Annotated in this window: 23 protein-coding genes, 1 tRNA gene and 1 riboswitch; of the genes, 11 read left to right on the forward strand and 13 right to left on the reverse strand. The window is 44.8% G+C overall.

What is annotated here, in order from left to right; all coding sequences use genetic code 11:
• Positions 1 to 87 precede the first annotated feature (87 nt).
• From I2F54_RS04480 to I2F54_RS04490, 3 genes are all read left to right on the forward strand, one after another.
• Positions 88 to 891 (forward strand): MBL fold metallo-hydrolase, encoded by an 804-nt coding sequence (locus I2F54_RS04480; RefSeq protein WP_022219129.1) that lies wholly within the window; start codon positions 88 to 90, stop codon positions 889 to 891.
• Between the two features lie 92 nt (positions 892 to 983).
• Positions 984 to 1,056 (forward strand) — tRNA-Lys (locus tag I2F54_RS04485).
• A 102-nt stretch (positions 1,057 to 1,158) separates the two neighbouring features.
• Positions 1,159 to 1,716 (forward strand): NAD(P)H-dependent oxidoreductase, encoded by a 558-nt coding sequence (locus I2F54_RS04490; protein WP_009120959.1) that lies wholly within the window; start codon positions 1,159 to 1,161, stop codon positions 1,714 to 1,716.
• A 77-nt stretch (positions 1,717 to 1,793) separates the two neighbouring features.
• On the opposite strand, the gene I2F54_RS04495 is transcribed toward I2F54_RS04490, so the two are convergent.
• Positions 1,794 to 3,500: a phosphoethanolamine transferase gene (locus I2F54_RS04495; RefSeq protein ID WP_195500604.1), complete on the reverse strand. Its 1,707-nt coding sequence runs from the start codon at positions 3,498 to 3,500 to the stop codon at positions 1,794 to 1,796.
• Positions 3,487 to 4,680, reverse strand: coding sequence for a BamA/TamA family outer membrane protein (locus tag I2F54_RS04500; protein ID WP_195500605.1), 1,194 nt, complete (start codon positions 4,678 to 4,680; stop codon positions 3,487 to 3,489). Before I2F54_RS04500 ends, I2F54_RS04495 begins: the two co-directional genes overlap by 14 nt.
• A gap of 195 nt (positions 4,681 to 4,875) precedes the next feature.
• Here I2F54_RS04500 and I2F54_RS04505 point away from each other — a divergent pair, with 195 nt between their 5' ends.
• From I2F54_RS04505 to I2F54_RS04515, 3 genes are all read left to right on the forward strand, one after another.
• Complete coding sequence (locus tag I2F54_RS04505; protein ID WP_195500606.1) at positions 4,876 to 6,162, forward strand: NAD(P)/FAD-dependent oxidoreductase; 1,287 nt, start codon at positions 4,876 to 4,878, stop codon at positions 6,160 to 6,162.
• A 57-nt stretch (positions 6,163 to 6,219) separates the two neighbouring features.
• The gene (locus I2F54_RS04510) at positions 6,220 to 6,648 is read left to right on the forward strand and encodes a DoxX family protein (RefSeq protein ID WP_022219133.1); all 429 of its coding nucleotides are present in this window, start codon (positions 6,220 to 6,222) and stop codon (positions 6,646 to 6,648) included.
• A 147-nt stretch (positions 6,649 to 6,795) separates the two neighbouring features.
• Positions 6,796 to 7,353, forward strand: coding sequence for a DUF3332 domain-containing protein (locus I2F54_RS04515; RefSeq protein WP_009120964.1), 558 nt, complete (start codon positions 6,796 to 6,798; stop codon positions 7,351 to 7,353).
• Positions 7,354 to 7,456: 103 nt separating this feature from the next.
• Here I2F54_RS04515 and tamL read toward each other — a convergent pair whose 3' ends face one another.
• Entirely contained in the window at positions 7,457 to 9,769 is a 2,313-nt protein-coding gene (tamL, locus tag I2F54_RS04520) for a translocation and assembly module lipoprotein TamL (RefSeq protein WP_009120965.1), read from the reverse strand.
• Between the two features lie 80 nt (positions 9,770 to 9,849).
• Here tamL and I2F54_RS04525 point away from each other — a divergent pair, with 80 nt between their 5' ends.
• Complete coding sequence (locus tag I2F54_RS04525; RefSeq protein WP_022219134.1) at positions 9,850 to 10,611, forward strand: RNA methyltransferase; 762 nt, start codon at positions 9,850 to 9,852, stop codon at positions 10,609 to 10,611.
• Here I2F54_RS04525 and I2F54_RS16165 read toward each other — a convergent pair.
• The 6 genes from I2F54_RS16165 to I2F54_RS04550 form a co-directional block, all read right to left on the reverse strand.
• Complete coding sequence (locus I2F54_RS16165) at positions 10,562 to 10,966, reverse strand: hypothetical protein (RefSeq protein WP_022219135.1); 405 nt, start codon at positions 10,964 to 10,966, stop codon at positions 10,562 to 10,564. The two genes, I2F54_RS04525 and I2F54_RS16165, sit on opposite strands and share 50 nt — an antisense overlap.
• A complete protein-coding gene (locus I2F54_RS04530) occupies positions 10,966 to 11,901 on the reverse strand; it encodes a DUF4296 domain-containing protein (protein WP_195500607.1) in 936 nt (311 codons plus the stop codon). The genes I2F54_RS16165 and I2F54_RS04530 overlap by 1 nt, the downstream gene beginning before the upstream one ends.
• Positions 11,898 to 12,527 (reverse strand): lipoprotein signal peptidase, encoded by a 630-nt coding sequence (locus I2F54_RS04535; RefSeq protein ID WP_009120968.1) that lies wholly within the window; start codon positions 12,525 to 12,527, stop codon positions 11,898 to 11,900. Before I2F54_RS04535 ends, I2F54_RS04530 begins: the two co-directional genes overlap by 4 nt.
• Positions 12,528 to 12,529: 2 nt before the next feature.
• Positions 12,530 to 12,910 (reverse strand): TraR/DksA family transcriptional regulator, encoded by a 381-nt coding sequence (locus I2F54_RS04540; protein ID WP_004290962.1) that lies wholly within the window; start codon positions 12,908 to 12,910, stop codon positions 12,530 to 12,532.
• A gap of 33 nt (positions 12,911 to 12,943) precedes the next feature.
• A complete protein-coding gene (gene ileS, locus I2F54_RS04545; protein WP_195500608.1) occupies positions 12,944 to 16,432 on the reverse strand; it encodes an isoleucine--tRNA ligase in 3,489 nt (1,162 codons plus the stop codon).
• Between the two features lie 216 nt (positions 16,433 to 16,648).
• Positions 16,649 to 18,184 (reverse strand): carbon-nitrogen hydrolase family protein, encoded by a 1,536-nt coding sequence (locus I2F54_RS04550; RefSeq protein ID WP_039950416.1) that lies wholly within the window; start codon positions 18,182 to 18,184, stop codon positions 16,649 to 16,651.
• Positions 18,185 to 18,335: 151 nt separating this feature from the next.
• Here I2F54_RS04550 and I2F54_RS04555 point away from each other — a divergent pair, with 151 nt between their 5' ends.
• Positions 18,336 to 19,517 carry an alkaline phosphatase family protein gene (locus I2F54_RS04555; RefSeq protein ID WP_229097135.1) on the forward strand — a complete coding sequence of 394 codons (1,182 nt, stop codon included), beginning with the start codon at positions 18,336 to 18,338 and terminating at the stop codon, positions 19,515 to 19,517.
• Between the two features lie 47 nt (positions 19,518 to 19,564).
• Positions 19,565 to 19,687, forward strand: a complete 123-nt coding sequence (locus tag I2F54_RS16260; protein WP_262894502.1) for a hypothetical protein — start codon at positions 19,565 to 19,567, stop codon at positions 19,685 to 19,687.
• A 72-nt stretch (positions 19,688 to 19,759) separates the two neighbouring features.
• Here the strand turns inward: I2F54_RS16260 and xylE are convergent, their stop codons facing one another.
• From xylE to I2F54_RS04575, 4 genes are all read right to left on the reverse strand, one after another.
• Positions 19,760 to 21,235 (reverse strand): D-xylose transporter XylE, encoded by a 1,476-nt coding sequence (xylE, locus tag I2F54_RS04560; protein WP_009120972.1) that lies wholly within the window; start codon positions 21,233 to 21,235, stop codon positions 19,760 to 19,762.
• A 129-nt stretch (positions 21,236 to 21,364) separates the two neighbouring features.
• Positions 21,365 to 22,681 carry a xylose isomerase gene (gene xylA, locus I2F54_RS04565; RefSeq protein WP_009120973.1) on the reverse strand — a complete coding sequence of 439 codons (1,317 nt, stop codon included), beginning with the start codon at positions 22,679 to 22,681 and terminating at the stop codon, positions 21,365 to 21,367.
• Between the two features lie 49 nt (positions 22,682 to 22,730).
• Positions 22,731 to 24,218 (reverse strand): xylulokinase, encoded by a 1,488-nt coding sequence (locus tag I2F54_RS04570; protein ID WP_195500610.1) that lies wholly within the window; start codon positions 24,216 to 24,218, stop codon positions 22,731 to 22,733.
• 38 nt (positions 24,219 to 24,256) lie between these two features.
• Positions 24,257 to 24,988 carry an NUDIX hydrolase gene (locus I2F54_RS04575; protein ID WP_039950345.1) on the reverse strand — a complete coding sequence of 244 codons (732 nt, stop codon included), beginning with the start codon at positions 24,986 to 24,988 and terminating at the stop codon, positions 24,257 to 24,259.
• Positions 24,989 to 25,384: 396 nt separating this feature from the next.
• Between I2F54_RS04575 and fabD the strand changes: the two genes are divergently transcribed.
• Positions 25,385 to 26,272 (forward strand): ACP S-malonyltransferase, encoded by an 888-nt coding sequence (gene fabD / locus I2F54_RS04580; protein ID WP_009120977.1) that lies wholly within the window; start codon positions 25,385 to 25,387, stop codon positions 26,270 to 26,272.
• 155 nt (positions 26,273 to 26,427) lie between these two features.
• A riboswitch (TPP riboswitch) is annotated at positions 26,428 to 26,518 on the forward strand.
• A 66-nt stretch (positions 26,519 to 26,584) separates the two neighbouring features.
• Positions 26,585 to 26,782: a sulfur carrier protein ThiS gene (gene thiS / locus I2F54_RS04585; RefSeq protein ID WP_009120978.1), complete on the forward strand. Its 198-nt coding sequence runs from the start codon at positions 26,585 to 26,587 to the stop codon at positions 26,780 to 26,782.
• The last annotated feature ends 1 nt before the right edge of the window (position 26,783 follow it).

The following is a 26,783-nucleotide window of genomic DNA, read 5'->3' on the forward strand; positions in this document are numbered from 1 at the left end:
TACGCTTAATTCTGCCCTCATTTGCACTGTCTTCGCCGTCATTTTTTCTCAAAAAAGTGACGGCTTTTTGTAATTAAGTAGATTAGAATGAAAGTAAGATTTATAAGCCTTGCAAGTGGTAGCAGTGGCAATTGTTACTATATAGGCACAGAGAAATACGGAATACTTATTGATGCCGGTATCGCTGTCCGTACCATAAAAAAAGGATTAAAAGAGGCAGGTATCAATATGGAAATGATACGTGCGGTGTTCGTTACCCATGACCATGCCGACCATATAAAGGCGGTAGGCGGACTGGGAGAGAAACTGAATATACCTATTTATACGACGGCGCGCATTCACGAAGGTATAAACAAAAGTTACTGTATGACGGAGAAGCTGCATTCGTCCGTCCGTTATCTGGAAAAGCAACAACCTATGCAGTTGGAAGATTTCCATATCGAATCTTTTGAAGTTCCCCATGACGGTACGGACAATGTAGGTTATTGTATCGAGATAGACGGAAAAGTGTTCTCTTTCCTTACCGACCTTGGAGAAATCACTCCTACCGCGGCGCATTATATCTGCAAAGCCAATTATCTGATATTGGAAGCCAATTACGATGACGAAATGCTGCGCATGGGTACTTATCCCCAATACTTAAAGGAGCGTATCACCAGCCGTACCGGACACATGAGTAACATCGCCACCGCAGAGTTTCTTGCTGAAAATATCACTGAGCATTTGCAATATATCTGGCTTTGCCATTTAAGCAAAGATAACAACCATCCGGAACTGGCCTATAAAACCGTTGAATGGAAATTGAGAGAGAAAGGTATCATTGTAGGTAAAGACGTGCAACTCTGTGCTTTAAAGAGGACTACTCCTTCCGAACTATACGAGTTTGAATAAAAAGATACCGATTCCATCGAAAAAAGTCCTGGAATTGTTTGCGGAATAAAATAAAAGGACTACCTTTGCACCCGCAAACAGGAAATAAGAATGCACTCTTAGCTCAGTTGGTAGAGCAACTGACTCTTAATCAGTGGGTCCAGGGTTCGAATCCCTGAGGGTGTACTTAAAAAAGGAACAACAATAGTTGTTCCTTTTTTGTTATATATCCATGTTTTTCTATCTTTGTGACTAATCAACAGATATTTCTAATTTATAAAATACACTATGGATAAAAGTGCAAAACAAGTCGTGGTTCTTCTGGCACACCCCGATATTAAAAGTTCGCAAGCCAATAAGGCATTGGCGGATGCCATCAAAGAGTTGGAAGAAGTGGCGATATACAATTTGTATGAAATGCGTCCCGAAGACGCTTTTAATGTAGATTTATGGAGCAAGATTATATCCCAGGCGTCTACTCTTGTGTTTCAGTTTCCGTTATATTGGATGTCGGCTCCTTCTTTGTTGAAGAAATGGCAGGATGAGGTGTTTACTTATCTGGCTAAGACTCCGGCAGTGGCGGGCAAGGCGTTGTTGGTGGCGGTTACTACCGGTTCCGAATACAGTGCATATCGTAGCGGCGGAAGAAACAACTTTACGATAGATGAATTATTAAGACCTTATCAGGGAAGCGCCATACATGCCGGAATGGTATGGCAAACTCCTGTCGTCGCGTATGGTATGGGAACGGCAGACGCCGGAAAGAATATTGCGGAAGGGGCTAATAATTACAAACTGAAGATAGAATCTCTGATTGGAAAGAATCACGCAGGCAGTGATTGGTAATATACAAACCGAGGGGCAGAATAAGATTTGAAATTCGTTCTGCCTCTCTTTGTTGTTTTAGTGTTCGGAATATTGTTTTACCGATATATTATTCCTTTCTTCTGCAGCATTTCAAAATCTTCTTTGCGCATTCCTATATCATCCAAAGACCGGGCTTCATTGTGGTCGTTGAGATATACGCCGGGCTTTTCGGAATACAAAGCGCTTGTAACGGATAATGAATCATTCCGGTAAGGCGTCTCCACTCCTCCCAGTTCCAGCATAGTCTGAAAGAAAGACGCGCTGGATGAAATGTTTTTCTGCTTGTTTGCTTCAGCGTTTCGCAGAAGAACCGGATAATGCCGTCGGTATCCGTCAGACATCCACACAAGGAAAGGTACGTGTATCTGATAATAGGACGGTACCGGTGATGCGTGCAGGAAAAGACGACGGTTATCATCGAAAATATCTTCTCCATGGTCTGAAGTATAGAGCATTGCCGCATCTACATTCTGCTCTTGCAACATCTCAATGAGACGTGCCAGAAAATCATCCGTATAGCGGATGGAGTTATCATAGGCATTTACCAGATTATCCTTATATTTCACTTCTGCATCTACCGGAAAATCCGGCAGGAAGTAAGCATTGTCCGACGGATAACGTTCCCGATAATTGAAATGAGAGCCATAGGTGTGGAGAACAATAAATTGTTTGGAAGCATTTTTGGCCAATTCGGCAGCTACCAGCTTCAATAGTTCATCGTCAGAAGGATTATAGTTGGCGTCTTCCGCATCTTCTTTAATAAAATCGTACGTATCGGCTTCTTTTCCAAAAAAGTCGATAAATGAATGGTTATAGCGCTGGTTGGAGAAAAAAGCCGTTCGATATCCCGCTTCCTTGAATGCTGTAATAACTCCTTTTTGTTGATAAATGGAATTGATGTCATGAGCCGAAATCGGAGACATCAGCATCGGTACGCTTTTGTGCGTGGTGTTAGACTCGGTCAGCACGTGACAAAAGGCTGTCAACCCCTCTATTTGGGAAAGTTTCGGGTTCGTTTCACGATTATAACCATAAAGCGACCAGTTGGCGGCACGGGATGTTTCTCCAATTACCATGACGTAGACTTCCCTATCCTCTCCCGGATGAACGGCTTTTGCCTGATAAGTAAAATCTTTCGAGGTCTCTGCATAGTTCTGTGTCTGTGCGGTACGTTGAAAGGCCAGTGCAATGTTATAGCACACATTGGCCGGATATAAATCCGATTTCAATTCATAGCGGGAATCGAACAGATAGGCGGTTCCCAATGACAGGACTCCGATGATTATCGCTATCCGGGCACGTCTGCGCTCTCTGTGGATGAACGGTTCCGGCAGTTTCCGTTTCCTGATGACAGATACCGCAGCCAGAATCAACGCCGGAATGTACAGTAATACTACGATGACAATGGCGGGAATCAGATTATCCAGTAATTCCAATGCTTCACTGGAATTGGTCGTTACCAAATTGAGAAACATATCTACCGCAATGATGGACTGTCCGAAAAGGTATAACAATACGATTTGGAATGCTCCGAAAAACAAAAAAGGGAACAATATCCAGAAAGTCTTGCCGCAATTCCTCGACCGGCTCATCACTATATAGTAGACGGAGAATGGCAATAGCACATTACACGTTTTTGCCACCGGCGGCATAGGTTCCGTAAAGCATAGTACAATATTGGGTACTATCAGAATTATCAGGAACAAATAAAACAAATTCTCTTGGTTTTCAAACCATTTCTTGATTTCTCTAAAAAGCTTCATTGATATTAAATATAAATCCGGTCTGGTGTTTGCCAAACCCTAAATCCAAACGTACATTCACTCTCTTCTTAAATTCCCAGCGATAGCCGAAACCATAATTGGGAAGAATATGTTTCACATCGAACTCGGAGACTTTCGGGAAAACAGTACCCGCTCCTACCCATACGGCCACTCCGTTCCGTTTCCACACATGCTGGCGAAGTTCTATTTGGGCATCCATCGCGCATTTGTCGCGATAACGTCCTTCATAATAGCCGCGCATGGAATACGAACTGCCTAAAGTTGCCATCAGTCCCCAGGGAGGATTTCCATAATTCAGCAACGTATGAAACTGTCCGGCCAGAACACCGCCTTTCCATACGGTATGATAGTACCTTGTATCCAATTCTGTGCTGCTGAACGCATATTTATTTCCTAAAAAGGCAGGGCTGAAACGCTGGTCTATTCTCAGGTAGTATCCTTCGTATGCGTTCGTCAGAAAGTCGCGCGAATCATAAAGCAACGACAAGCCTAAACTGAGATTGGTAGTACGTGCGCTCATGCCTTCCCATAATTCCGGTTTTTCAAAATCATGTCCGTATATATAATCGAATACAGCCATAGGACCTATGTAGAAGTTCGGAGCCAGCCGAAACATGAAGTCGGCTTTCATTTGTGCCTGAAAACGGTCATAGTCGCTTTCATTATCGCTGTTGGCTCCGTTGTCATACCCTGTTCCCCAATACAAACTGGGAAAAGAATAGAAATACAGGTTGTAATTCAAACGGTATCTGTCATGAGGAAACAGATGCGTTCCGCGTATTCCCAACAGATAAAAACCTACCGTAGAAACATCTCCGTACAGTGAAACATTGGAAGGCGGAAGAATCGTATCGTTCCGGTCGGAGCGGTAAAGTCCCGCAGCTACCAGTCCCAGTCCTAATTTGGTGTCGCTGGAGTAGTGCGGTCCGCCGATAATGCTGAAATCGAATTTCTTGTTTTTCTTTTCTTTATTGGCGTCATTGAAGTAATTCAGGAACTTTTTAAAGAAGTTCCGCTTTGCAGGAACAGAGTCAAGGGTGATGGCAGAATCCTTGTCTGCCGAAGTATTTGCTTCTGCCAAATGTGTTTGTGCATGAACAGCAGTTACAGTCACCAACAAGATTAAAGATAATAGACATCCTTTTAGTTTTGTGCTCATTCTCTATTGCTAAGAAAACTTCGGGGCAAAGTTAGTTGTAAATAATCCATGTTACAACAATGTTACGAGCCTTTTTGTTTCCATTTCTTCCTATTTAGTGTCTATAATTTCCTTAGAGTATTTTAACCCGGGTCTTGACAGAACATTCCTTAATTCCTTGTGTTTCTTTATAATGAACAAAGAACAACTTGAAATATGAAAACAGCAATGGATATCCCCGATAAAGAGGGACGTAAACGACTGGTCATTGTAGGTGGCGGTTTTGGCGGACTGAAACTGGCAAGAAAACTAAAGAGTGATAAGTATCAGGTCGTCTTACTGGATAAGAACAACCACCATATTTTCCAACCTCTACTCTATCAAGTGGCTACGGCAGGTATCGAGCCAAGCGCCATTTCCTTTCCTTACCGCAAAATCTTTAAGAAAAGAGACCATTTCCACATACGTATTTGTGAAGCTCAACGCGTAATTCCGGAGAACGACTTATTGGAAACCTCCATCGGTACGCTGGCTTATGACTATCTGGTGATCGCCACCGGATGCGATACAAACTATTTTGGCAACAACGATATGGCCAAGCAGACCATGGCTCTAAAGAATACATCGGAAGCCCTGTTCAACCGTAATCAAATTCTGGACAGTTTTGAACAAGCTCAAAATACCGGAAATCAGGAAGAGCGTAAGCGTCTGATGACATTCGCCATAGTGGGTGGTGGAGCTACGGGGATAGAGTTGGCAGGCGCTTTGGCGGAAATGCGAAAGTTTGTATTGCCGCAAGACTATCCGGACTTGAATATCAACGAAATGCGTATCATTCTGATAGACGGCGCTTCCCGCCTCTTGTCTGCTTTTTCAGAAAAATCCTCTCAAGAGGTGACGGACTACCTGCGAAGCCGGGATGTAGAGATAAAGCTGAACGCGCGAGTGATGAATTATGAAGACAATAAGCTTGTACTGAGCGAGGGCCCCGTAATCGACACGAAAAATGTATTTTGGGTGGCCGGTGTAAAGGCAAACAGCCTGCAAGGCTTACCGGCTGAAGCCTACGGACCGGGAAACCGCCTAAAAGTAGACAAGTATAACCGTTTGTATGAGTATCCCAATATTTTTGCCATTGGCGATACAGCTTTGATGACTTCCGATGTTTTTCCCAAAGGGCATCCGCAGGTTGTCCAACCTGCCATTCAGCAAGCAAGGAATTTAATAATAAACCTGCAACGTATCGAGCAAGGTCTGCCTTTGCAACCTTTTGTTTATCACAACAAAGGTTCTATGGCCACCATCGGCCGTAATCATGCGGTTGTTGAATTAAAAAAACTGCGTTTTGGCGGTTTTCCGGCATGGGCTGTATGGTTGTTTATTCATTTAATGAGTATTGTGGGCGTAAAAAACCGCTTGTTTATATTTGTAGACTGGATGTGGAGCTACTTTACTTACGATCCGTCATTACGGATAATCATCAAACCATTGAAGCGGGAGTAAACATTTATTCATTCTTATTTGTTAAGAGTATATATCAACTTAAAAAAACGAATGATTATGTTAAAGCGATTTTTATTCCCCTCTAAACCGGACGGTACCTTTATATCTGTTATATTATTAACGGTCAGAGTTGTGTTCGGCATTCTGATGATGAACCACGGCATTGATAAATGGGCAAACTATCAGGAACTATCCGCGGTATTTCCTGACCCTCTCGGTATCGGTAGTCCTCTTTCTCTCGGCTTGGCTATTTTTGGTGAGCTGGCGTGTTCAATGGCGTTTATTATCGGTTTCTTATACAGACTGGCCATGATTCCCATGATATTTACAATGTGTGTGGCATTCTTCGTCGTTCATGGCAGCGACCCGTTTGCGGTAAAAGAACTTGCGTTCGTTTATTTGGTAGTATTTGTACTGATGTACATCATAGGCCCGGGTAAATTTGCGGTAGACCGCTGGATTTCCAAATCCCTTTCTCGCAAATAGAGAGAAAGGCTATTCTTTTATTTTACAAAATGTTGTTTTTTGCGGCTTTTTTGTGTTTTTTTATAAAAATGGTTATATTTGCACTAACCTATAAATAGATAATGAGATACTATCTCAATAAATACAGTAAAATAAAAGAAAGTGATTATGAAAAAGTTCAATTTGAAATTGGCCGCAACTGTAATGGTATGCGGTGCTTTTCTTTTCAGTTCATGTATCGGTTCTTTTGCCTTGCACGGCAAGTTGTTAAGCTGGAACCAGGGTGTCAGCAATAAGTTTGTCAATGAACTTGTTTTTCTTGCGTTCAACATCATTCCGGTGTATGGCGTATGCTACTTGGCAGATGCTTTGGTAATCAACTCTATCGAATTCTGGAGTGGAAATAATCCTTTGGCAAGTATCGGTGATGTAAAGAAAGTAAAAGGCGAAAACGGAAACTACCTGGTAGAAACTCTTGAAAACGGTTATTCCATCACAAAAGAAGGTGATGAAACCGCATCTATGGAGCTAATCTACGATAAGGATTTAAATACCTGGAATGTTGTAGCAGACGGCGTAAGTACCGAACTTTTGCAGATGAACAATGACGGTACGGCACAGATGACTTTACCTAACGGTGAAGATATGACTGTTACTTTGGACGCTCAAGGTGTATCTGCCGCTCGTCAGGCAACTATGATCAATACGTATTATGCCGCACGTTGAGAACTGAAAAATAAGAATTAAGATAAAACAGAAGGCTGCGTGGTTCTTTAAAGAATATTGCGCAGCCTTTTGTTTTATATTTTTTCAGGCGGATATTCTCATGTTAGAACGGATATCCCACTGCAAAATGGAATGCGAAGTCACGACTGAATTTGGGATGTATAATAGGAAAATGTTCTTTTCTGTTGTTGTACACCGGGTTGACAGCTTTCATACCACCGTCAAAACGCAGAACAAAGAAATCCAGGTCCAATCGTAATCCCAAACCGTAAGCTACGGCTATCTGCTTATAGAATTTATTGAATTCGAACTTACCGCCCGGCTGGTCTTTGTAATCGCGCAATGTCCAGATATTACCCGCGTCCACAAAGACTGCTCCTCTGAACTTCCAGAACAGGCGCGTGCGATATTCTATGTTTGCATCCAGTTTAATATCTCCCGACTGATTCATGAAGTTTCCGTCACCGGGAAAAACACCCGGACCCAAATCACGTACCGACCAGCCGCGTACGCTGTTTGCACCGCCGGAGAAATAACGCTTTTCAAAAGGTACAATCGTTGCATTGCCGTAAGGTACGGCAATACCGGCTCCCACATGGAACGCAATGGAGTTACGGTTGTCTATAACGACATTCTTGGCAAAGTCAAAATCTCCCTTGACATATTGTGCGAATGGGATACTCAGTAATGAATATTCCCCGTCTTCATTCTTCTTCATGTTTGTCATTTTGGCAAAAGCATACAAGAGATTACCTGCCGACTCAAAATTAAAGCGAATAGAGTATGAATTGCCGATGATTGCATTATTCATCAGGGCTTGTCCTGCGCTATTGTATGTATAACTATACCCTGTACGAACAATCAGACGGTCGTCGTAGTTGTATTTTAAAATATAGTTCTGCTCGTTATTCAAATATTTGTCGCGAAACTCCTGCGAAATGGAAGGCATGTACAGATAGTTGATGTCCAGCAAGTCAATGCGGTGCTGTGCCCTCTGGCGTTGCAACCCCCATTTGTAGCTCCAACTGGCAGAGGCGATGATGCGTGAAAACTCCGGACGTATCTGATAATTGTACTGTACGCCGAATTCCGTAGTGGCGCGTATTTTCCTCCGAAAGTCGTTGGAGAGGAACGGAAAGAGGAAACGCGGGAAATTTATGGTTGCTTCCGCTCCTAACTCCGTATAGTCTTCGTGATTATAACCGCCCTGCAAACCAGATACCGCTTCGTATGCGCCACGCAGCTTTATCATAAAGGTTTCGGAACCCTTGAACATATTCCGGTTCTGGAATGATACGGATGCGGCAGCACCCAAGTCTCCCGCAGAATTGGTTCCTTCCAGCTCAAACGATACGGACTGGTATTTCCCTTTCGTCAGCATCACATAAGCATTCAACTTGGCGGTATCGCCTACCTGCGTTTCAAAGAAACGGATATTGGTATATTTCAATGCCTGCAAGCGTCCGAAATTGGAGTAGGTACGTTGCACATCCGGTTCGTTGTACAAGCTGCCCGGTACAATACGCAGATTATTGGTCAGTACCTTCGGGCGCAGATAGAGTTTATCCTTATAATATATGGGAAAGCCCTTGTAATGTATGGAGTCGTTGATTTCTATACTGCTCAAAGCAGATGATTCCAACACATTGTAGTCCGTTATAAAATTTACCTTGTTGATGTAGTACTGCCGATGATTTTGCGGGGTATCGTCATTGTGCTGCCGAAAAGGCGCCAAATGCATGGTTACGTCCACTTGGTAGGTATTCCGTACCGTATCTGCCGTATATGAGATGTACTCCTTGTTGAACTTATAATATCCGTTACGAAGAAGATTGTCCGTAATGCGCTGACGCTCCGCATCCAAACGGTTCACATCAAAGTACATGCCTTCGGTCAGATAGGTATCTGCCGAATCCTGTCGCATGTATTCCTTGATTTTCTCATCTTTGATGTCGTATTTAAGCGAACGGATTTTATAGGGCTTTCCGCTGGAAACCTTATAAGTCAACTTTAATTTCTTCTTCTTGACATGTGTAACCGGTTCTACGGTGGCACTCATATAGCCCATGTTTTGTATGGCCTTTGTCATTTCCTCACCGGACCGTTCGGTTTCCTCCGCCTTGTAGATAACCGGCGCGTCTCCCATTCGTCGCAAGGTACGATTTATCCAGCGTGTGGAATCCCTGCCCGACCAGTTGTAAACATACAACTGTGTCTTTATCAAGCTGAACCATTTGGCATTCGGATTTTGGCGGACATACATCGAGAGGCTTGAAGGCTTGATTTCCTTGTTGTCCGTTTGTATGCGCACTTCGTCCAATAAATACGAACCTTCCGGCACATATTTCGTGGCAGAACATGAAGCTAATAAAAGTATGGCGGTAGCAAGTAGTGCGTAGCGAAAGCCTTTCTTCATACTAAGTTATTAATTGGCGCATAAATTACTGCAAATATAGAAATAATCGTGTACTTTTGCCAAATAAAACCAAACAACTTATGGCACTGAGTAAGAATCGTATCAAATATATCCGTTCATTGGAGTTGAAGAAGAATCGTAAGGCTGATAAAGTATTTCTGGCGGAGGGACCGAAGCTCGTAGGCGATTTGTTGGGGCACTTCCGTTGCCGCTTTCTGATTGCAACGGCAGAATGGCTTTCCGCACACAAACATCTATCGGTAGAAGACATAACCGAAGTCTCCGAAGAGGAACTCTCACGCGCCAGTCTGTTGAAAACTCCGCAACAGGTACTCGCCGTGTTTGAACAACCGGAAGAAGCAATGGATGCTTCCGTTATAGGCCGTTCCCTCTGTCTGGCATTGGATGATGTACAGGATCCCGGTAATCTGGGCACTATCATCCGCCTTGCCGACTGGTTTGGTATCGAGCATATCTTCTGTTCGCCCAATACGGTGGATGTCTATAACCCCAAGACCGTACAGGCCACTATGGGCGGCATTGCGCGGGTAAAACTGCATTATACTTCCCTACCCGAACTGATAGGTTCATTAAAAGACATACCGGTATACGGTACTTTTTTGGATGGGGCAAACATGTATACTCAACCGCTTTCGGCCCATGGATTGATTGTTATGGGAAATGAAGGCAACGGTATAGGAAACGAGGTGGAGCAACTTATCAATCGCAAACTTTATATTCCCAACTATCCGTCGGAACGTGAAACTTCCGAATCTTTGAATGTTGCCATTGCTACCGCAGTAGTTTGTGCCGAGTTCCGTCGACAGGCAGCATTGTTGTAATGTCAAAATTAGAGAAATAGACGGGTCGCAGTCTGCAACTCCCGTCAATAGAGGGCGGCGGAGCCATTAATAAATTCCGGGGGAATTTTACTATATTTTTTTTAGAATTATAGTAAAATTCTGCGGACGTTTTACTATAATTTTGTTGAGCGTTTGGTATGGGGGAATTTATGTCAGGTTCTTTCAACTCTTCTTGCGTCAGCAGTACGATAGCCCCCGGCAACCATTCCACATTTTCCATCTCCTCGGTTAATGGAAATAAACGTACAACCACACCTTCCTCCGTTTCTACCGCATATTGCTTTAGATAGCCATATGCGGGCAAGAACAAAAAATGGGAAGCGAAGCGTTTCATTACTTTTCGGTAGTTTGGCGTAATCTCGGACGAGGACGCATTTCAGGACGGCGGATACTGTCTTTCTTTTCATCCTGTTTCTTCAATTCTACGGGTTTGCCCGGAACCGTATCTTTCTTTATCGCCTTATCATCGGTTTGCAGACTTTCTTTATCAACGTTAAACAAGGTATCCGTTGCATGATAACGCATCAGGCTGATACGGTCTGCTAATATACTTTGCGCAGATTTCTGTGCAGGATAATAGATAAAACCTCGTATTTCTTTTATTTCTCCCAATGTATCGGCAAATAAAGAAATGGTTTCCGTACCCGATCGCTTTACTTTAAGCATCTCGTTCAGCGTATCTTTGGCATAAAGAATCTGCATGGCCATTAATGGAGCATGCAGGCTGTCGGGCGTTCCGCTCAAGAAACGGAAGCGAACCGTCCACCGCAGTGTATCCCTGTCCTTGAAGTTGGTATCCGAAGGAAGCGTAAAGGCCAGCTTGTTGTCCAACGGCGTTCCGGTAAGATGATAGATATGCCGGCCTATCCATACGTCGATACTGTCGCCCGGAAGAGATTCTTTGGGCTTGTTGTCACGCAAAGCTATTAAATGGTTGATACCGTCTCTCTCGGCCTTTAACCGTTGGTTCACTTTCTCGTAGACTTTTGTGAGAGCATCCGGATGGCGGGCATACCACACCATTGAGGTATCGAAATCGGCTTGAGTGATGCCGTGTTTCCTGTAAACCGATTCAATGTACAGCACACGCTTGTAACTGTCGCTATAAGGAACTTCCTCTCCCATTGCCTTTGCAATGTGGAAGTCATAAAGCACATTTTCCATTTTGGCGTCCGGTATGACCGTATCAGGTCTTTTAACCTGGCACGCTGTCAGACCGAACGCCAAAAGGATTACGCTATACCATTGAATCCGTTTTTTCCTTTTCATGATTTCTTTATAACATGATAGGAATCATTCAAATATTTACTGTAAAACAGCAACAGTGCTATGATACCGCAACTGATCGCAGCATCGGCAAAGTTGAAAATCGGGCTGAAGAAGATGAAATGGTTTCCACCTATGAACGGCATCCATTCAGGCCAGTTTGTTTCGATAATGGGGAAATAGAACATATCGACCACTTTGCCGTAGAACAACGGAGCATATCCGCCGCCTTCGGGCATAAAAGTTGCCAGTTGCGAATAGGTGCTTTCATTAAACAGCACTCCGTAGAATACGCTGTCGATGATATTGCCCAATGCTCCCGTCAGAATGAGTGAAACACAGACAATAAATCCCGTCTTCATGCCATGCTTTATGAACTTATACAGGAACCAGCCTATCACTCCTACCGCAACGATTCGAAATGAAGTAAGGAACAATTTCCCGAATATCTCCAAGCCGAAAGCCATACCGTTGTTTTCGGTAAAATAGATATAGAACCAATCAGTGATGCGTATACTCTCATGCCAATACATTTGCGTCTTAACAATCACCTTGATTACCTGGTCGATAATCAATACCGAGAAAATAACGAGTAAGGCTATCCGCCCTTTCGTGAAAAATTTCTTCATCCTTATTTCTTGCCGTTGTTTTTAGCTTCAATGCTTAATGTTGCATGAGGCACCGCACGCAGACGTTCGGCAGGAATCAGTTTACCTGTTTCGCGGCAGATACCATACGTTTTGTTCTCGATACGTACCAAAGCCGCCTGTAAACCCTGGATGAACTTCAGCTGGCGTTGCGCCAAACGTGTCGTTTCTTCCTTAGACAAGGTATTAGCCCCTTCTTCCAGTACTTTGTACGTTGGAGATGTATCGTCGGTATCATTACCGTCTGCACCTGTCAGACTGGCTTTCAGCAATTCATAATCGCGTTGTGCCAACTCTAACTTTTCCATAATAATGGCGCGGAATTCTTCCAATTCAGCATCCGAGTATCTTGTCTTTTCTGCCATAACTTTACGTGTTTAATCGTTAGTATTAATAATTTATTCTTTTACAACGCTTACATACAGTTTGAAATCGTCGAACTCAAGTTCTGTACCGCTTTCTACATCGTCTGCCAGCGTCAGTGAGGTTCCTAAAACCTGGTTACAAATATAGTCTTTATATTCATTTACCGCATCATCTGTTTGCGGATTTTTTGATAATGTAATCTTTATTTTATCCGTTATCTCAAAGCCGCTTGACTTGCGGATATTCTGGATACGGTTCACCAATTCGCGGGCGATACCCTCGCGACGAAGCTCCTCGGTTATGGTAACTTCCAGAGCGACAGTCAGCTTGCCTTCATTGGCAACCAGCCAGCCCGGAATATCTTCACTGAAGATTTCCACGTCGGATGTTTCGATTACGGCTTCCGCGCCGTCCAGGTTCAGTGTATAAGAACCGTTCTTTTCCAGTTCGGCGATGGCTTCCTGCGGCATTTCGGCTACGGCGGCGGCAACAGCTTTCATTTGCTTGCCGAATTTCGGGCCCAGCTTCTTGAAGTCGCACTTCACTTTCTTCACGAGTACCCCGGCCGCACCGTCCACAAACCGGATTTCCTTTACATTCACCTCGTTCATGATAAGCGCTTTTACGGCTTCGATGTGGGCACGTTGCTCTTCGTCCACAACCGGAATCATGATGCATTGCAGCGGCTGGCGCACTTTGATGTTCACCTTGCGGCGCAAAGCCAATACCATAGAAGTAACGTCCTGTGCCATTTGCATGCGTGCTTCCAGCTCCTTGTCTATCGCTTCTTCCTCGCATTCGGGGAATTTGGCCAAGTGAACGGACACGACATTGTCACGTCCGGTTGCCGCTATCAGGTCCGAATAGAGCATATCGGCATAGAACGGAGCGATAGGCGCCATTAGTTTGGCTACGGTTTCCAGACAGGTATAGAGCGTTTGGAAAGCGGACAGCTTATCTTGTGTCATGCCACCACCCCAGAAACGTTTACGGTTCAGGCGGACATACCAGTTAGAAAGGTTGTCGTTCACAAAGTCCGAAATCAATCGTCCGGCTTTGGTCGGCTCGTATTCGTTGTAACAGTTGTCTACGTCTTTCACCAGCGTGTTCAGTACGGAGATAATCCAACGGTCTATTTCCGGACGTTCCGCCATCGGTACATCGGCTTCCTTGTATTCAAATCCGTCCACATTTGCGTAGAGGGCGAAGAAAGAATACGTATTATATAAGGTACCGAAGAACTTACGGCGTACTTCTTCCACTCCGTCTACGTCGAACTTCAGGTTGTCCCACGGAGAAGAATTGGTAATCATATACCAGCGTAGGGGGTCGGAACCGTATTTCTCGATAGTAGAGAACGGGTCTACGGCATTGCCCAAACGCTTGGACATCTTATTGCCGTTCTTGTCGAGTACCAGACCATTTGAGATTACAGCCTTATAAGATATGCTGTCGAACACCATTGTGGCGATAGCGTGCAGGGTGAAGAACCAACCGCGTGTCTGGTCTACGCCTTCTGCGATGAAATCGGCGGGATATACCTGATGGCTATCCAGCAATTCCTTGTTTTCAAACGGATAGTGTATCTGCGCATACGGCATGGAACCGGAGTCGAACCATACGTCAATCAAGTCTGATTCGCGCTTCATAGGCTTGCCGTCTTTGGATACGAGGATGATATCATCCACGTAAGGACGGTGAAGGTCTATCTTGTCATAGTTCTCCTGCGTGTATACACCCGGGCGGAAGTCTTTCTCCTTGTAAGGATTGGACGCCATCAGTCCGGCTGCAACGGATTTCTCTATCTCGTTGTAGAGTTCTTCCACGGATTCGATACACTTCTCCTCATCACCGTCTTCCGTACGCCAGATAGGCAACGGAGTACCCCAGTAACGTGAACGGCTCAGATTCCAGTCGTTCAGGTTCTCCAGCCATTTGCCGAAACGTCCCGTACCGGTACTTTCCGGTTTCCAGTTGATAGTCTTGTTCAGCTCTATCATACGTTCCTTGCAGGCGGTACTGCGGATAAACCAGCTATCCAACGGATAATACAATACGGGTTTGTCCGTACGCCAGCAATGCGGATAGTTATGCACGTGCTTCTCTATCTTGAACGCCTGGTTGGCTGCCTTCATCATCATACATATATATATGTCGAGAGTTTCGGCAGCTTGCGCGGCTTTCTCATCATATTTGCCGTCAACGGTAAATTGAGGGTCGTAGGCATTCTTCACCCAACGGCCCTGATATTCTTTGTAAGCATCTGTATCGACGCATTCTTTCACGAACTTCTCATCCAGTTCGTCCAGTAAATAGAACTTACCGGTAAGGTCTACCATAGGACGGGTTTCACCGCGCTTGTTAATCATGAACAAGGAAGGGATACCTGCCGCACGGGCTACGAAAGCATCATCCGCACCGAATGTGGGAGCGATGTGTACGATACCCGTACCGTCTTCCGTGGTCACATAGTCACCGAGGATTACACGGAAGCCTTTGTCGCTGACGCTCCAATTACCGTCATTATCCACGTCCACCGGTTTCACCCACGGAATGAGTTGTTCATATTCCATTCCTACCAAATCCGGGCCTTTATATTCGCCTACAATCTTGAACGGAATCAGTTTATCACCGGGTTTATAATCCTCTAATGCAAGTTCTTCCGCTTTTTTGTTGAAGTGAGTATAGAGCAATGCTTTGGCAAGTACCACAGTCATCTTTTCACCCGTATAGCCGTTGTAGGTCTGTACGGCCACGTAGTCGATTTTCGGACCTACGCAGAGAGCGGTATTTGAGGGCAATGTCCAAGGAGTTGTAGTCCATGCCAAGAAATAAGGAGTACCCCACTCCGCCATTTCAGGCTTCGGGTTCTTCATCTTGAACTGTCCTACCACGGTTGTATCTTTTACATCGCGATAGCAACCGGGCTGGTTCAACTCGTGAGAGCTCAAGCCGGTTCCTGCAGCTGGAGAGTACGGTTGTATGGTATACCCTTTATAAAGAAGTCCTTTTTTATGAAGTTGCTTCAACAGCCACCACAAGGTTTCGATGTAACGATTGTCATAGGTGATATAAGGGTTCTGCATATCCACCCAATAACCCATTTTGTGGGTAAGGTCTTCCCACTCTTTGGTGAACTTCATCACGTCCTTGCGGCATGCGGCATTATATTCGGCAACGGAGATAGTCTTACCGATATCCTCTTTGGTAATGCCGAGCGCTTTTTCCACACCCAATTCCACAGGAAGCCCGTGTGTGTCCCACCCGGCCTTACGCTTCACCTGGAAACCTTTCATGGTTTTGTAGCGGCAGAAAATATCCTTAATGGAGCGAGCCATTACATGGTGAATACCCGGCATACCGTTGGCCGAGGGAGGTCCTTCGAAAAACACGAAAGAAGGACAACCTTCACGTTCTGTCATACTCTTGGCGAAAACCTGGTTTTCGTCCCATTTCTTCAACACTTCCTTATTTACTTCCGAAAGGTCAAACTTTGAATATTCGGCAAACTTCTTACCCATCTTGATATTTACGATTTGACTATTTACGATTTACTACTCTTAGAGATAGCCCGAGGAGTCTTTTCAGCGCACCTGGAGCTATCCTCTTTGTTTTAAGGGTGCAAATTTACAAAAAAGTTAGAGAAAAGAGATTTTTGAATAGATAATTTTAAAATGATGCATTGTTGCATACGTGTATCGCGACAAAAGCTCGCCGCCGGTTACGCGGATTTATCCTTACTTCTTCATTCTCACTTCATATAAATCATTTCTGCGGTCTTTCAGGTTACGAACGCTGCCATAGGTGTGTAGCTCGTTCAATAAATCCAAATCCACGTCGGACACAAGAATCATTTCCGTGTTCGGAGTGGCTTCGGCACGCTTTCCGTCTGTGGGGAAAGCGAAGTCGCAAGGAGTAAACACACCTGACTGGGCATATTGTATATCCATATTGTGTACACGGGGAAGATTACCCACACTGCCCGCAATGACGACAAAACACTCGTTTTCAATGGCACGGGCGTGAGCGCATACCTTCACGCGCGAGTAGGCGTTCTGCGTATCGGTAAGGAACGGAACAAACAATATTTGCATTCCCTGGTCTGCCATGATACGTGATAGTTCCGGGAACTCCACATCATAACATATCAGCACACCGATTTTGGCGCAATCCGTGTCGAATGTCTGTAAGGATTTACCGCCGCTCAATCCCCAGCTTTTAATCTCATCGGGAGTGACATGTATCTTTTCGTACATTTCGTATGTTCCGTCGCGACGGCACAGAAAACCTACATTGTACAAACGTCCGTCCTCTTCTTTGATAAGCGGCATACTGCCTGTAATGATATTGATGTTGTAACTGATGGCCAGTTTTACAAACCGTTCTCTGATTTCATTGGTATAAGCGGCCAGTCCGCGGATGGCTTCCGACTCTCCCTCGTCATTGAATTTCGCCATTAACGGCGCATTGAAATACTCCGGGAAAAGTACAAAGTCGCTTTTGTAGTCGGATACGGCATCTACGAAAAATTCCACCTGTTCGAATAAATCGTCCAATGTTTTGTAAGTACGCATCTGCCATTGCACCAGGCCGACGCGCACGGTGGTTTTCGGACTAATATACTCCTGCGTAGGCGGCTGGTAATAAATATTATCCCATTGCAAGAGGCAGGCGTAGTGCTTGGATTCCTCATCGTTAGGGAGATAGTTGCGCATCACTTTACGCACGTGGAAGTCGTTGCTCAACTGGAAAGTCAGCACGGGGTCGTAAATCTCTTTTTGTTTTACTTTATCGATATACTCCTTAGGGCGTATCTGGTCGGCGTATTTATGGTAATTGGGAATGCGTCCGCCGAACATGATGGCTTTCAGGTTCAGCGTTTCGCAGATTTCCTTGCGGTATTCGTACATACGGCGTGCCAGACGCAATCCGCGGTATTGAGGATGGATAAAAACTTCGATACCGTATAGAATGTTACCTTTGGGATTATGCGTATTGAAAGTTTCCTTACCCGTAACCTGGGCATAGGTATGGTCATTCTTCACATCGTCATAGTTTACGATGATGGAAAGCGCGCATCCCACTATCTTCTCATCGACAACCGTCACAATCTGTCCTTCCGGAAAAATACGGATCAGTTTCTCTATCTGTTTGTGCGTCCAAAAGACATCACTTCCGTCTGAATAAACACGCGTGAAGGATTGTGCCAATTGGTCATAATCTTCTATTTGCAGATTACGTATCTGCACTTTATTGATTTTCATTTCGTCCATACTCATTGTGTTACATCTGAATTAAAAACAGTGCAAAGTTACAGTTTTACCGATACATTAATCTTTATGGATATGATTTTTTCCTACCTTTACCGCCAAAATGATATTTATCCCCGCACATACTAAATATAAATAAGATATGCGTAAACTTATGATGTTGGCATTCAGCGCTTTATTTTTGCTTTCACTGAATGCGGCAAATCCGAAAAAGCACTACACCGTTATTGTTTCACTGGACGGTTTTCGTTGGGACTATCCCGCCATGTACCGAACTCCCAATTTAGACCGTATGGCGGCAGATGGGGTAAAAGCCGTAATGCTTCCCTCCTATCCCGCTTCTACATTTCCCAATCACTATACCCTGGCTACCGGGTTGGTTCCCGACCATCACGGCATAATCAACAATACCTTTTGGGATGCAAAAAACAAACGGCAGTATTCGATGGGCGATTCCGCCACCCGTAACAATCCGGAATATTACTTAGGGGAGCCGATATGGATTACAGCCCAGAAACAAGGTATTAAAACCGGCAACATGTATTGGGTAGGTGCTGACATTGCCATCAAAAACGCTCATCCCACTTATTACAGGCCTTGGAACGCCAAACCTTTTCTGAGTTTTGAACAACGAATAGATACTGTGCTGACCTGGCTGCAAAAGCCCGAGGAAGAACGTCCCGGACTTGTCATGTTGTATTTTGAAGAACCTGACGGCAGCGGACATCATAACGGTCCGCGCAGTTCGCAGACAGGCGTAGTGGTTCAGCGTATGGACAGCCTGATGGGAGTATTGAGAAAAAAGATAGAAACTCTTCCTTTTGCCGGAGATGTCAATCTTATTGTCACTTCAGACCACGGCATGACCGATATCAGCGCTGAGCGTGTAGTCAATATAAATGATTATTTAAAACCGGAATGGTGTGAAGTGGTAGACGGCCGTACGCCTACTTCCATATTTTCTAAACCCGAATATCGTGATTCTATCTATAATACACTGAAAAAAGCGACCCATATCAACGTATGGAAAAAAGAGGAGATTCCCGCAGAACTGCATTACGGCAGCAGTGACCGCATAGGCGATATTGTCGTTGCTCCGGAACTCGGATGGCAGTTCACGGATGTGGCGCGTGACACCAAAGGCGCGCATGGATATTTCCCTCAAAGTCCCGATATGCAGGTGATGTTTCGTGCCATCGGACCGGATTTTAAAACAGGATATACTGCCAAAGGTTTTGTGAATGTAGACATCTATCCCCTTTTATCCTATCTTTTGCAGATTGTTCCGGAAAAAACCGACGGACAGTTTGAACGAATCAGGGATATATTACGATAGGCAACGACATGCTTATAATCAAATAACTGCATGTACCAACTTATTTCATGCCTTGGTACCGACCGTACCATGTTGAGGTACGCGGTGTACCACCGGGTGGCAGTCTCCGTACCATGCCTTGGTACGAGCAGTACCACCTGATGGTAGGCGTCAAAAGTCGAGAGGTTTAAACGCAAAAGGCTGTGCAATTCATTTCGAATCGCACAGCCTTTCATATTCTGTTGAATGAAGTCCTTACGAACTTATTTCTTTTTCTTCCAAAGCTTGGTCATATCTTCCAAAGTCTTGCCTTTCGTTTCGGGTACGAGCTTCCATACGAAGATGGCCGCCACTACGCAGATAATGCCATAAAGAGCATAGGCGAACATGTGGCCGAACTTATCTCCCATTTCCCCGAGGCGCATGTTGTACATCGGCAGGAAAGTAGACGAAACAATGAAGTTGAAAATCCATTGGAATGCCACCGCAATAGCTACTGCAGCGCCACGGATGGTATTCGGGAAGATTTCGGCAATCAATACCCAGCAGATGGGTCCCCAACTGAACATAAACGAAGCGCTGTAAATCATAATGCTGATAACGGAGATTATCGCCGGAAGTCCTGTGACGATGTTGCAAAGCGCCACACCGAAAGCTCCTACGGCCATACCGATGGAACCGGAAATAAGCAACGGCTTGCGTCCCCATTTCTCAACCGTAAATACGGCCAGCAAGGTAAACAGGATATTCACGACACCCATGAGCACTGTCTGCACCATAGGATTAGCCATCCCCATTGTATCGAATATACGCGGGGCAAAATACAGTACGGCATTGATACCGACAGCCTGTTGGAATACGCTCAACATGATGCCGATGAAGATAACCATCCAACCGTACGTAAATAGTTTTTCCGTCTTTTCTTCGGTAGTGGCTTTTATCTCGGCCAGAATTACTTTGGCTTGTGACGAACCGTTGATTCGGCTCAATACATTCAGAGCCTTTTCATCTCTGCCGCACATGGCAAGGTAACGCGGCGTTTCAGGAACCAGCAATACCAGCAATGCGAATAATCCCGCCGGAACAGCCTCGCTGACAAACATCAAACGCCAACCGGTTTCTGTGGTCCATGCAGCAGCTTCGGGGTTCATTATCTGATTTACTCCGTTCACCAAATCGATTACAGGATTGGCATGACTGCCCAAAATCAGGAAGTTCACGAAATACACCACCAACTGACCGAAGATAATGGCAAACTGGTTCCATGACACCAATGTTCCGCGAATGTTACTCGGAGCAATTTCGGCAATGTACATCGGACAAATGGCAGAAGCCAGTCCTACGCCTACACCACCCAAAACCCGGTAAAAGTTGAACGCTACCAAAAGAGAATAGGAAGGAACGCCGTGTTCGAAGAACAGGAATTCCGGGTAATATGAACCCAGTGCCGATAAAAAGAACAGGATACCGGCCAAAAAGAGAGAGTTCTTGCGCCCTAATCTGGAAGCAAAAAAACCGGAGACGGCACTACCGATGATACAACCTATCAGTGCGCTGGATGATGTAATGCCGTGTATTGCATCTGTGTATTCAAAATCGGCCCCCATAAAAAAAGCTTGCAGTCCCTTTTCAGCGCCGGAGATAACCGCGGTATCATAACCGAAAAGCAGACCGCCAATGACGGCCACAAGTACGATAGAGAAGAGGTAGAGTTTGCTACCTTTTTCTGTATAATTCATGATAATAGTGATTAGGAGTTAGTGATTAGGGATTAGTGATGAGCGATTAATGATAAGTGATGGGTGATGGGTGATAAATAATTATCACTAATCACTAACCGCTAATCACTCGTCACTAACCCCTATTTATCAGCAATACATATTTACGATTGCTTCGTACAATTCTTGCTTGCCGCTGGTTTGCTTCGGCTCGCCGTTAGCTTTCGCATAAGCCACGACATCTTCCAAAGTCAGCTTGCCATCTTCAAATTCCTTACCCTTACCGCCGTCGAAAGAAGCGTAACGGTCAGCGAGCATTTTCTTATAAGGAGATTCTTCGAGCAACTTGGCAGCGCTTTCCAAGGCACGTGCCATAGCATCCATACCGGCAATGTGAGCGATGAAGATATCTTCGAGGTCGGTAGAGTTACGGCGGGTTTTAGCGTCGAAGTTAGTACCGCCGTTACCCAAACCGTCATTGCGGATGATTTGCATCATGGCTTGCGTCAGTTCGTAGTTGTCAATAGGGAATTGGTCTGTATCCCAACCGTTCTGGTAATCACCACGGTTGGCGTCGATAGAACCCAACATACCGTTATCTACGGCAACGGCAAGTTCGTGTTCGAATGTATGGCCTGCCAGTGTAGCGTGGTTTACTTCAATATTCACTTTGAAATCTTTATCCAAACCGTGAGCTTTCAGGAAGCCGATAACAGTTTCCGTATCCACATCATATTGATGCTTGGTCGGTTCCATCGGTTTCGGCTCAATCAGGAACGTGCCTTTGAAGCCACGTGCACGGGCATAGTCGCGTGCGATAGTCAACATTTGTGCAAGGTGTTCCTTTTCACGTTTCTGGTCGGTGTTCAGCAAAGACATATAACCTTCGCGTCCGCCCCAGAATACATAGTTTGAACCGCCTAATTCGATTGTAGCGTCGATGGCGTTCTTAATTTGAACGGCGGCGCGGGCTACAACGTCGAAATCGGGATTGGTAGCGGCACCGTTCATATAACGTGCGTGGCTGAATACGTTGGCAGTACCCCACAGCAGTTTGATGCCGGTTTCTGCCTGTTTTTGCTTTGCGTAAGCAACGATAGCTTTCAAGTTTGCTTCATATTCTTCAATGGTAGCGGCTTCTTCGCAAAGGTCTACGTCGTGGAAGCAATAGTATTCGATGCCCATCTTTTGCATGAATTCAAAACCTGCGTCCATTTTATTCTTGGCAGCCTGTACTTTGTCGGCATCACCATTCCAGGGGAACTGTTTTGTGCCGCCGCCAAACTGGTCGCCGCCTTCTGCGCAGAGTGTGTGCCACCATGCCATGGCAAACTTCAACCAGTCTTTCATTTTCTTACCCATGATGACTTTCTCTGCATCGTAATAGCGGAATGCCATCGGATTCATACTTTCTTTACCTTCGAATTTAATTTTTCCTATACCGGGAAAATACTCTTTTGTTGCCATAATTCTAATTGTTTTTAAAGGATTAATATATTTACTGTTTAACTGTTTGCTATTTCATATTGATGTCCAGACATTGTTTCCAACGTGCATACGCATCTGCGTAAGCCTGACGGTCGGACTGCTTCGGCTCTATGATTTCCAGTTTCTCCAATGTTGCAAAAGCTTCGTTATTGTCTTTATAAATACCCGCGCCTATACCTGCGCCTTTGGCCGCACCTACCGAACCGTCGGTATCATAAAGTTCGATTACCGCTCCCGTTACGCCGGCCAGTGTTTCGCGGAACAGCGGACTGAGGAACATATTGGCCTTGCCCGCATGGATTTTTTGTACCGGAATACCCATTTGCTCCATAATATCGATACCATATTTAAAGGAGAATACGATTCCTTCCTGTGCGGCACGGATAATGTGCTGCTTGCCATGCTGGTTAAAGTTGACACCCTGAACGGAACAACCTATCTCCTTGTTTTCCAGCATACGCTCTGCACCGTTTCCAAAAGGCAGGATACTGATACCTGCACTGCCGATGGGAGCTTGAGCCGCAAGAATATTCATGTCGTTGTAAGAAATACCTTCGGGAGCAACGGTGCGTTTCACCCACGAGTTGAGAATACCCGTACCATTGATGCACAAGAGGACTCCCAAACGGGTTTGTTCTGCGGTGTGATTGACGTGCGCAAAGGTGTTGACACGTGATTTCGGGTCATAATTCACTTCACTGTTCACACCGTACACTACTCCGGATGTTCCTGCGGTAGATGCAATTTCACCGGGATTGAATACATTCAGTGACAATGCGTTATTAGGCTGGTCACCGGCACGGTATGTAATTGGCGTACCCTCTTTCAAACCCAATTCTTGCGCAGCCGTAGCATTTACACGTCCTTGTTCGGAAAAAGTAGGTTTGATATCGGCTATCAGCGAATGGTCAAAACCATAATATTTCATCAGGAAGTCCGCTACCCGGTTGTTCTTGAAATCCCAGAACATACCTTCCGACAAGCCTGATACGGTAGTGCAGATTGTACCGCTCAACTTCATGGCAATGTAATCGCCGGGCAGCATAATCTTGTATATCTTCTCATAGACAGAAGGCTCGTTTTCCTTTATCCAGGCAAGTTTGGATGCCGTGAAGTTACCCGGAGAGTTCAACAGATGAGAAAGGCACACTTCCTCTCCCAACGTTTCAAAAGCTTTTTGTCCGTAAGGCACTGCTCTTGAATCACACCAGATGATTGCCGGGCGCAATACATGTTGGTCTTTGTCAACGCACACCAGCCCATGCATCTGGTAAGAGATACCGATTGCTTTGATATCTGCCGCATCCACACGGGAATCTGCCAATACGGCTTGCGTAGCCAATTTTAAGTTTTCCCACCAGTTTTCCGGATTTTGTTCCGCCCAACCCGGTTTTACGGCGATAATTTCCGCCTCTGTTTTCGGAAAGAATGCAGAAGAGACACATTTGCCACTTTCTGCGTTTACCAAACTCGCTTTTACGGACGAGCTGCCGATGTCATAACCTAATAAATACATGATGAAGATTTATGATTTTTAATTTATGATTTATGCTTTCATCGTCTCACCTTATTATATATCTTTTTGTCAAACCGATAATACCGTGCAGCGCGGTGGGCTACGCCTTGTTGTTTTTCTTCCAAGGGAACCACATATTCCATGAGGGCTATCTTTTTATGGAAATTGCGCACATCAATCTGTTTGCCGTACAATAATTCGTATAAGGTGCGAAGCTGGGATGCCGTAAATTTACGCGGCAGCAAATCAAACAATGACGATGGATTAAACTCTATATATTGGCGGATGTAGGTCATAGCCTCTTTGATGATAAGGTTATGGTCGAATGCCAGCGCTTTGATGTCCGGCAAAGCCACCCAACTTGCCATATAATCGTCCAAATCACGATTCAGCGCACGGTCTATCTTTACCAGCGAGAGGTATGCGATGGTTACGATACGCTCCACTTTGGACTGCATGGCCCGTTCCAGCCAATGTACATCCTTAGGGTCTTTGGTGCGGTTTTTGGAACCGAATGCCTTGAACTGCATCAGATTTACATTTTTGAGACCTGTCAATTCGTTCAGTACCCGTTGGGCAGCTTCATCCAAATCCTCGTCCATATAAATCAAACTGCCGGGAAGTTTCATGTCATGAAAGATTTCACCTTCTTCCTCTCCCGCCCGTTTAATCAGCAGAACTTTCAATTGCTCTCCGTCAAAACCGATCACTACACAATCTACGGAAATATGATTGTTGGCCAACGGCATGTTATGTTCCATGTTTTGCATAATATTTATGTTTAACGGCTGCAAATATAATGAGGTTTTTCTAATTTGCAATAAAGAAAAAAGAATATTTTAATGATGTTATAAAGCATTATTTTACAGGTAAATACATATCATACATTTTACAATATGAACTTATTGTGTTATCGTATAAAATACAATATGTAATTTAAGCGGATACCCGGCATAAGTAATTGTAAGATATACAATAACTGTAAACTGCTTAATTTATAAGGATTTTACCGTTTGCCTGCCTGTCCTTTGAAGGTGGTACATATTGTATTCTAACCACATGTAAAAATAGTGCATTGCACAAAAAACGTTCATTTGTGCGGTGGTTATCAGAAAAACCTATACCTTTGCACCACTTTTTTAATTAAACACTAAAAATAAGTAAATATGAAAGCATTTGTATTTCCAGGTCAAGGTGCTCAGTTCGTAGGAATGGGTAAAGACTTGTACGAAAATTCGGCTTTAGCCAAAGAACTTTTTGAAAAAGCAAACGATATCCTCGGATATCGTATTACAGATATTATGTTCAACGGCACGGACGAAGATTTGCGCCAAACCAAAGTAACGCAACCTGCCGTATTCCTTCATTCGGTAATTTCCGCGCTTTGTATGGGCGATGATTTCAAACCGGAAATGACTGCCGGTCACTCACTCGGTGAGTTCTCCGCATTGGTTGCCGCCGGCGCGTTGAGCTTTGAAGACGGTCTGAAACTTGTATATGCCCGTGCCATGGCAATGCAGAAAGCTTGTGAAGCGCAGCCTTCCACTATGGCCGCCATCATTGCTTTGCCGGACGAAAAAGTGGAAGAAATCTGCGCACAGGTAAGTGCGGAAGGCGAGGTTTGCGTGGCTGCCAATTACAACTGTCCGGGACAAATCGTAATCTCAGGTTCCATTGAAGGCATCAACAAGGCTTGCGAACTGATGAAAGCCGCCGGAGCGAAGCGCGCTTTGCCTTTAAAGGTAGGCGGTGCATTCCACTCTCCGCTGATGAATCCTGCCAAGGTCGAATTGGAAGCAGCTATCAACGCTACTGAAATCCATACTCCGAAATGCCCTGTCTATCAGAATGTAGACGCTCTTCCTCATACGGATCCGGCTGAAATCAAGAAGAATCTTGTGGCTCAGCTGACAGCTTCCGTACGCTGGACTCAAACAGTCAAGAATATGGTTGCCGACGGTGCTACCGACTTTACGGAATGCGGTCCGGGTGCAGTTCTGCAAGGGCTTATCAAGAAGATTGATGCCAGTGCAACGGCTCATGGCATTGCATAATCCATAAAAAAAATTCCTTTTGGAGTTACTTCCGGTGGGGATGTGTCAAAATTTCGATTGGCACATCCCCATCTTTTTTATTCATTTTGCTTCCCTTTGATAAAAAATCCTCTCCTTTTGTTTTTTATATTTTATTTTCCTTTACCTTTGCCACCGTAAAGACAAAGGGGTGCCCCGACGGGCTGAGATTATACCCTCGAACCTGATGCAGTTAGTACTGCCGTAGGAATTGGATATTTTTTCTTTTTGGAACTTACCTTAACGGTACTTCTTTGTATTTACTTCCATTGTTTTACTTAACAGAAACAAAACATGAAAGTATTAATCAACAACAAAGAAGTGGAAACCGAGGCCGTTACCCTTTTACAACTGACAAATGAACTTTCCCTGCCGGCGCAAGGCGTCGCCGTTGCTGTCGATAACCGCATGGTTCCACGTGCGGAATGGACGGATTATGCTCTGTCCGAAGGAATATCTATCGTTATAATAAAAGCTGCCTGCGGCGGATAAG

The organism is Bacteroides clarus (assembly GCF_015555825.1).
Lineage (GTDB): Bacteria > Bacteroidota > Bacteroidia > Bacteroidales > Bacteroidaceae > Bacteroides > Bacteroides clarus.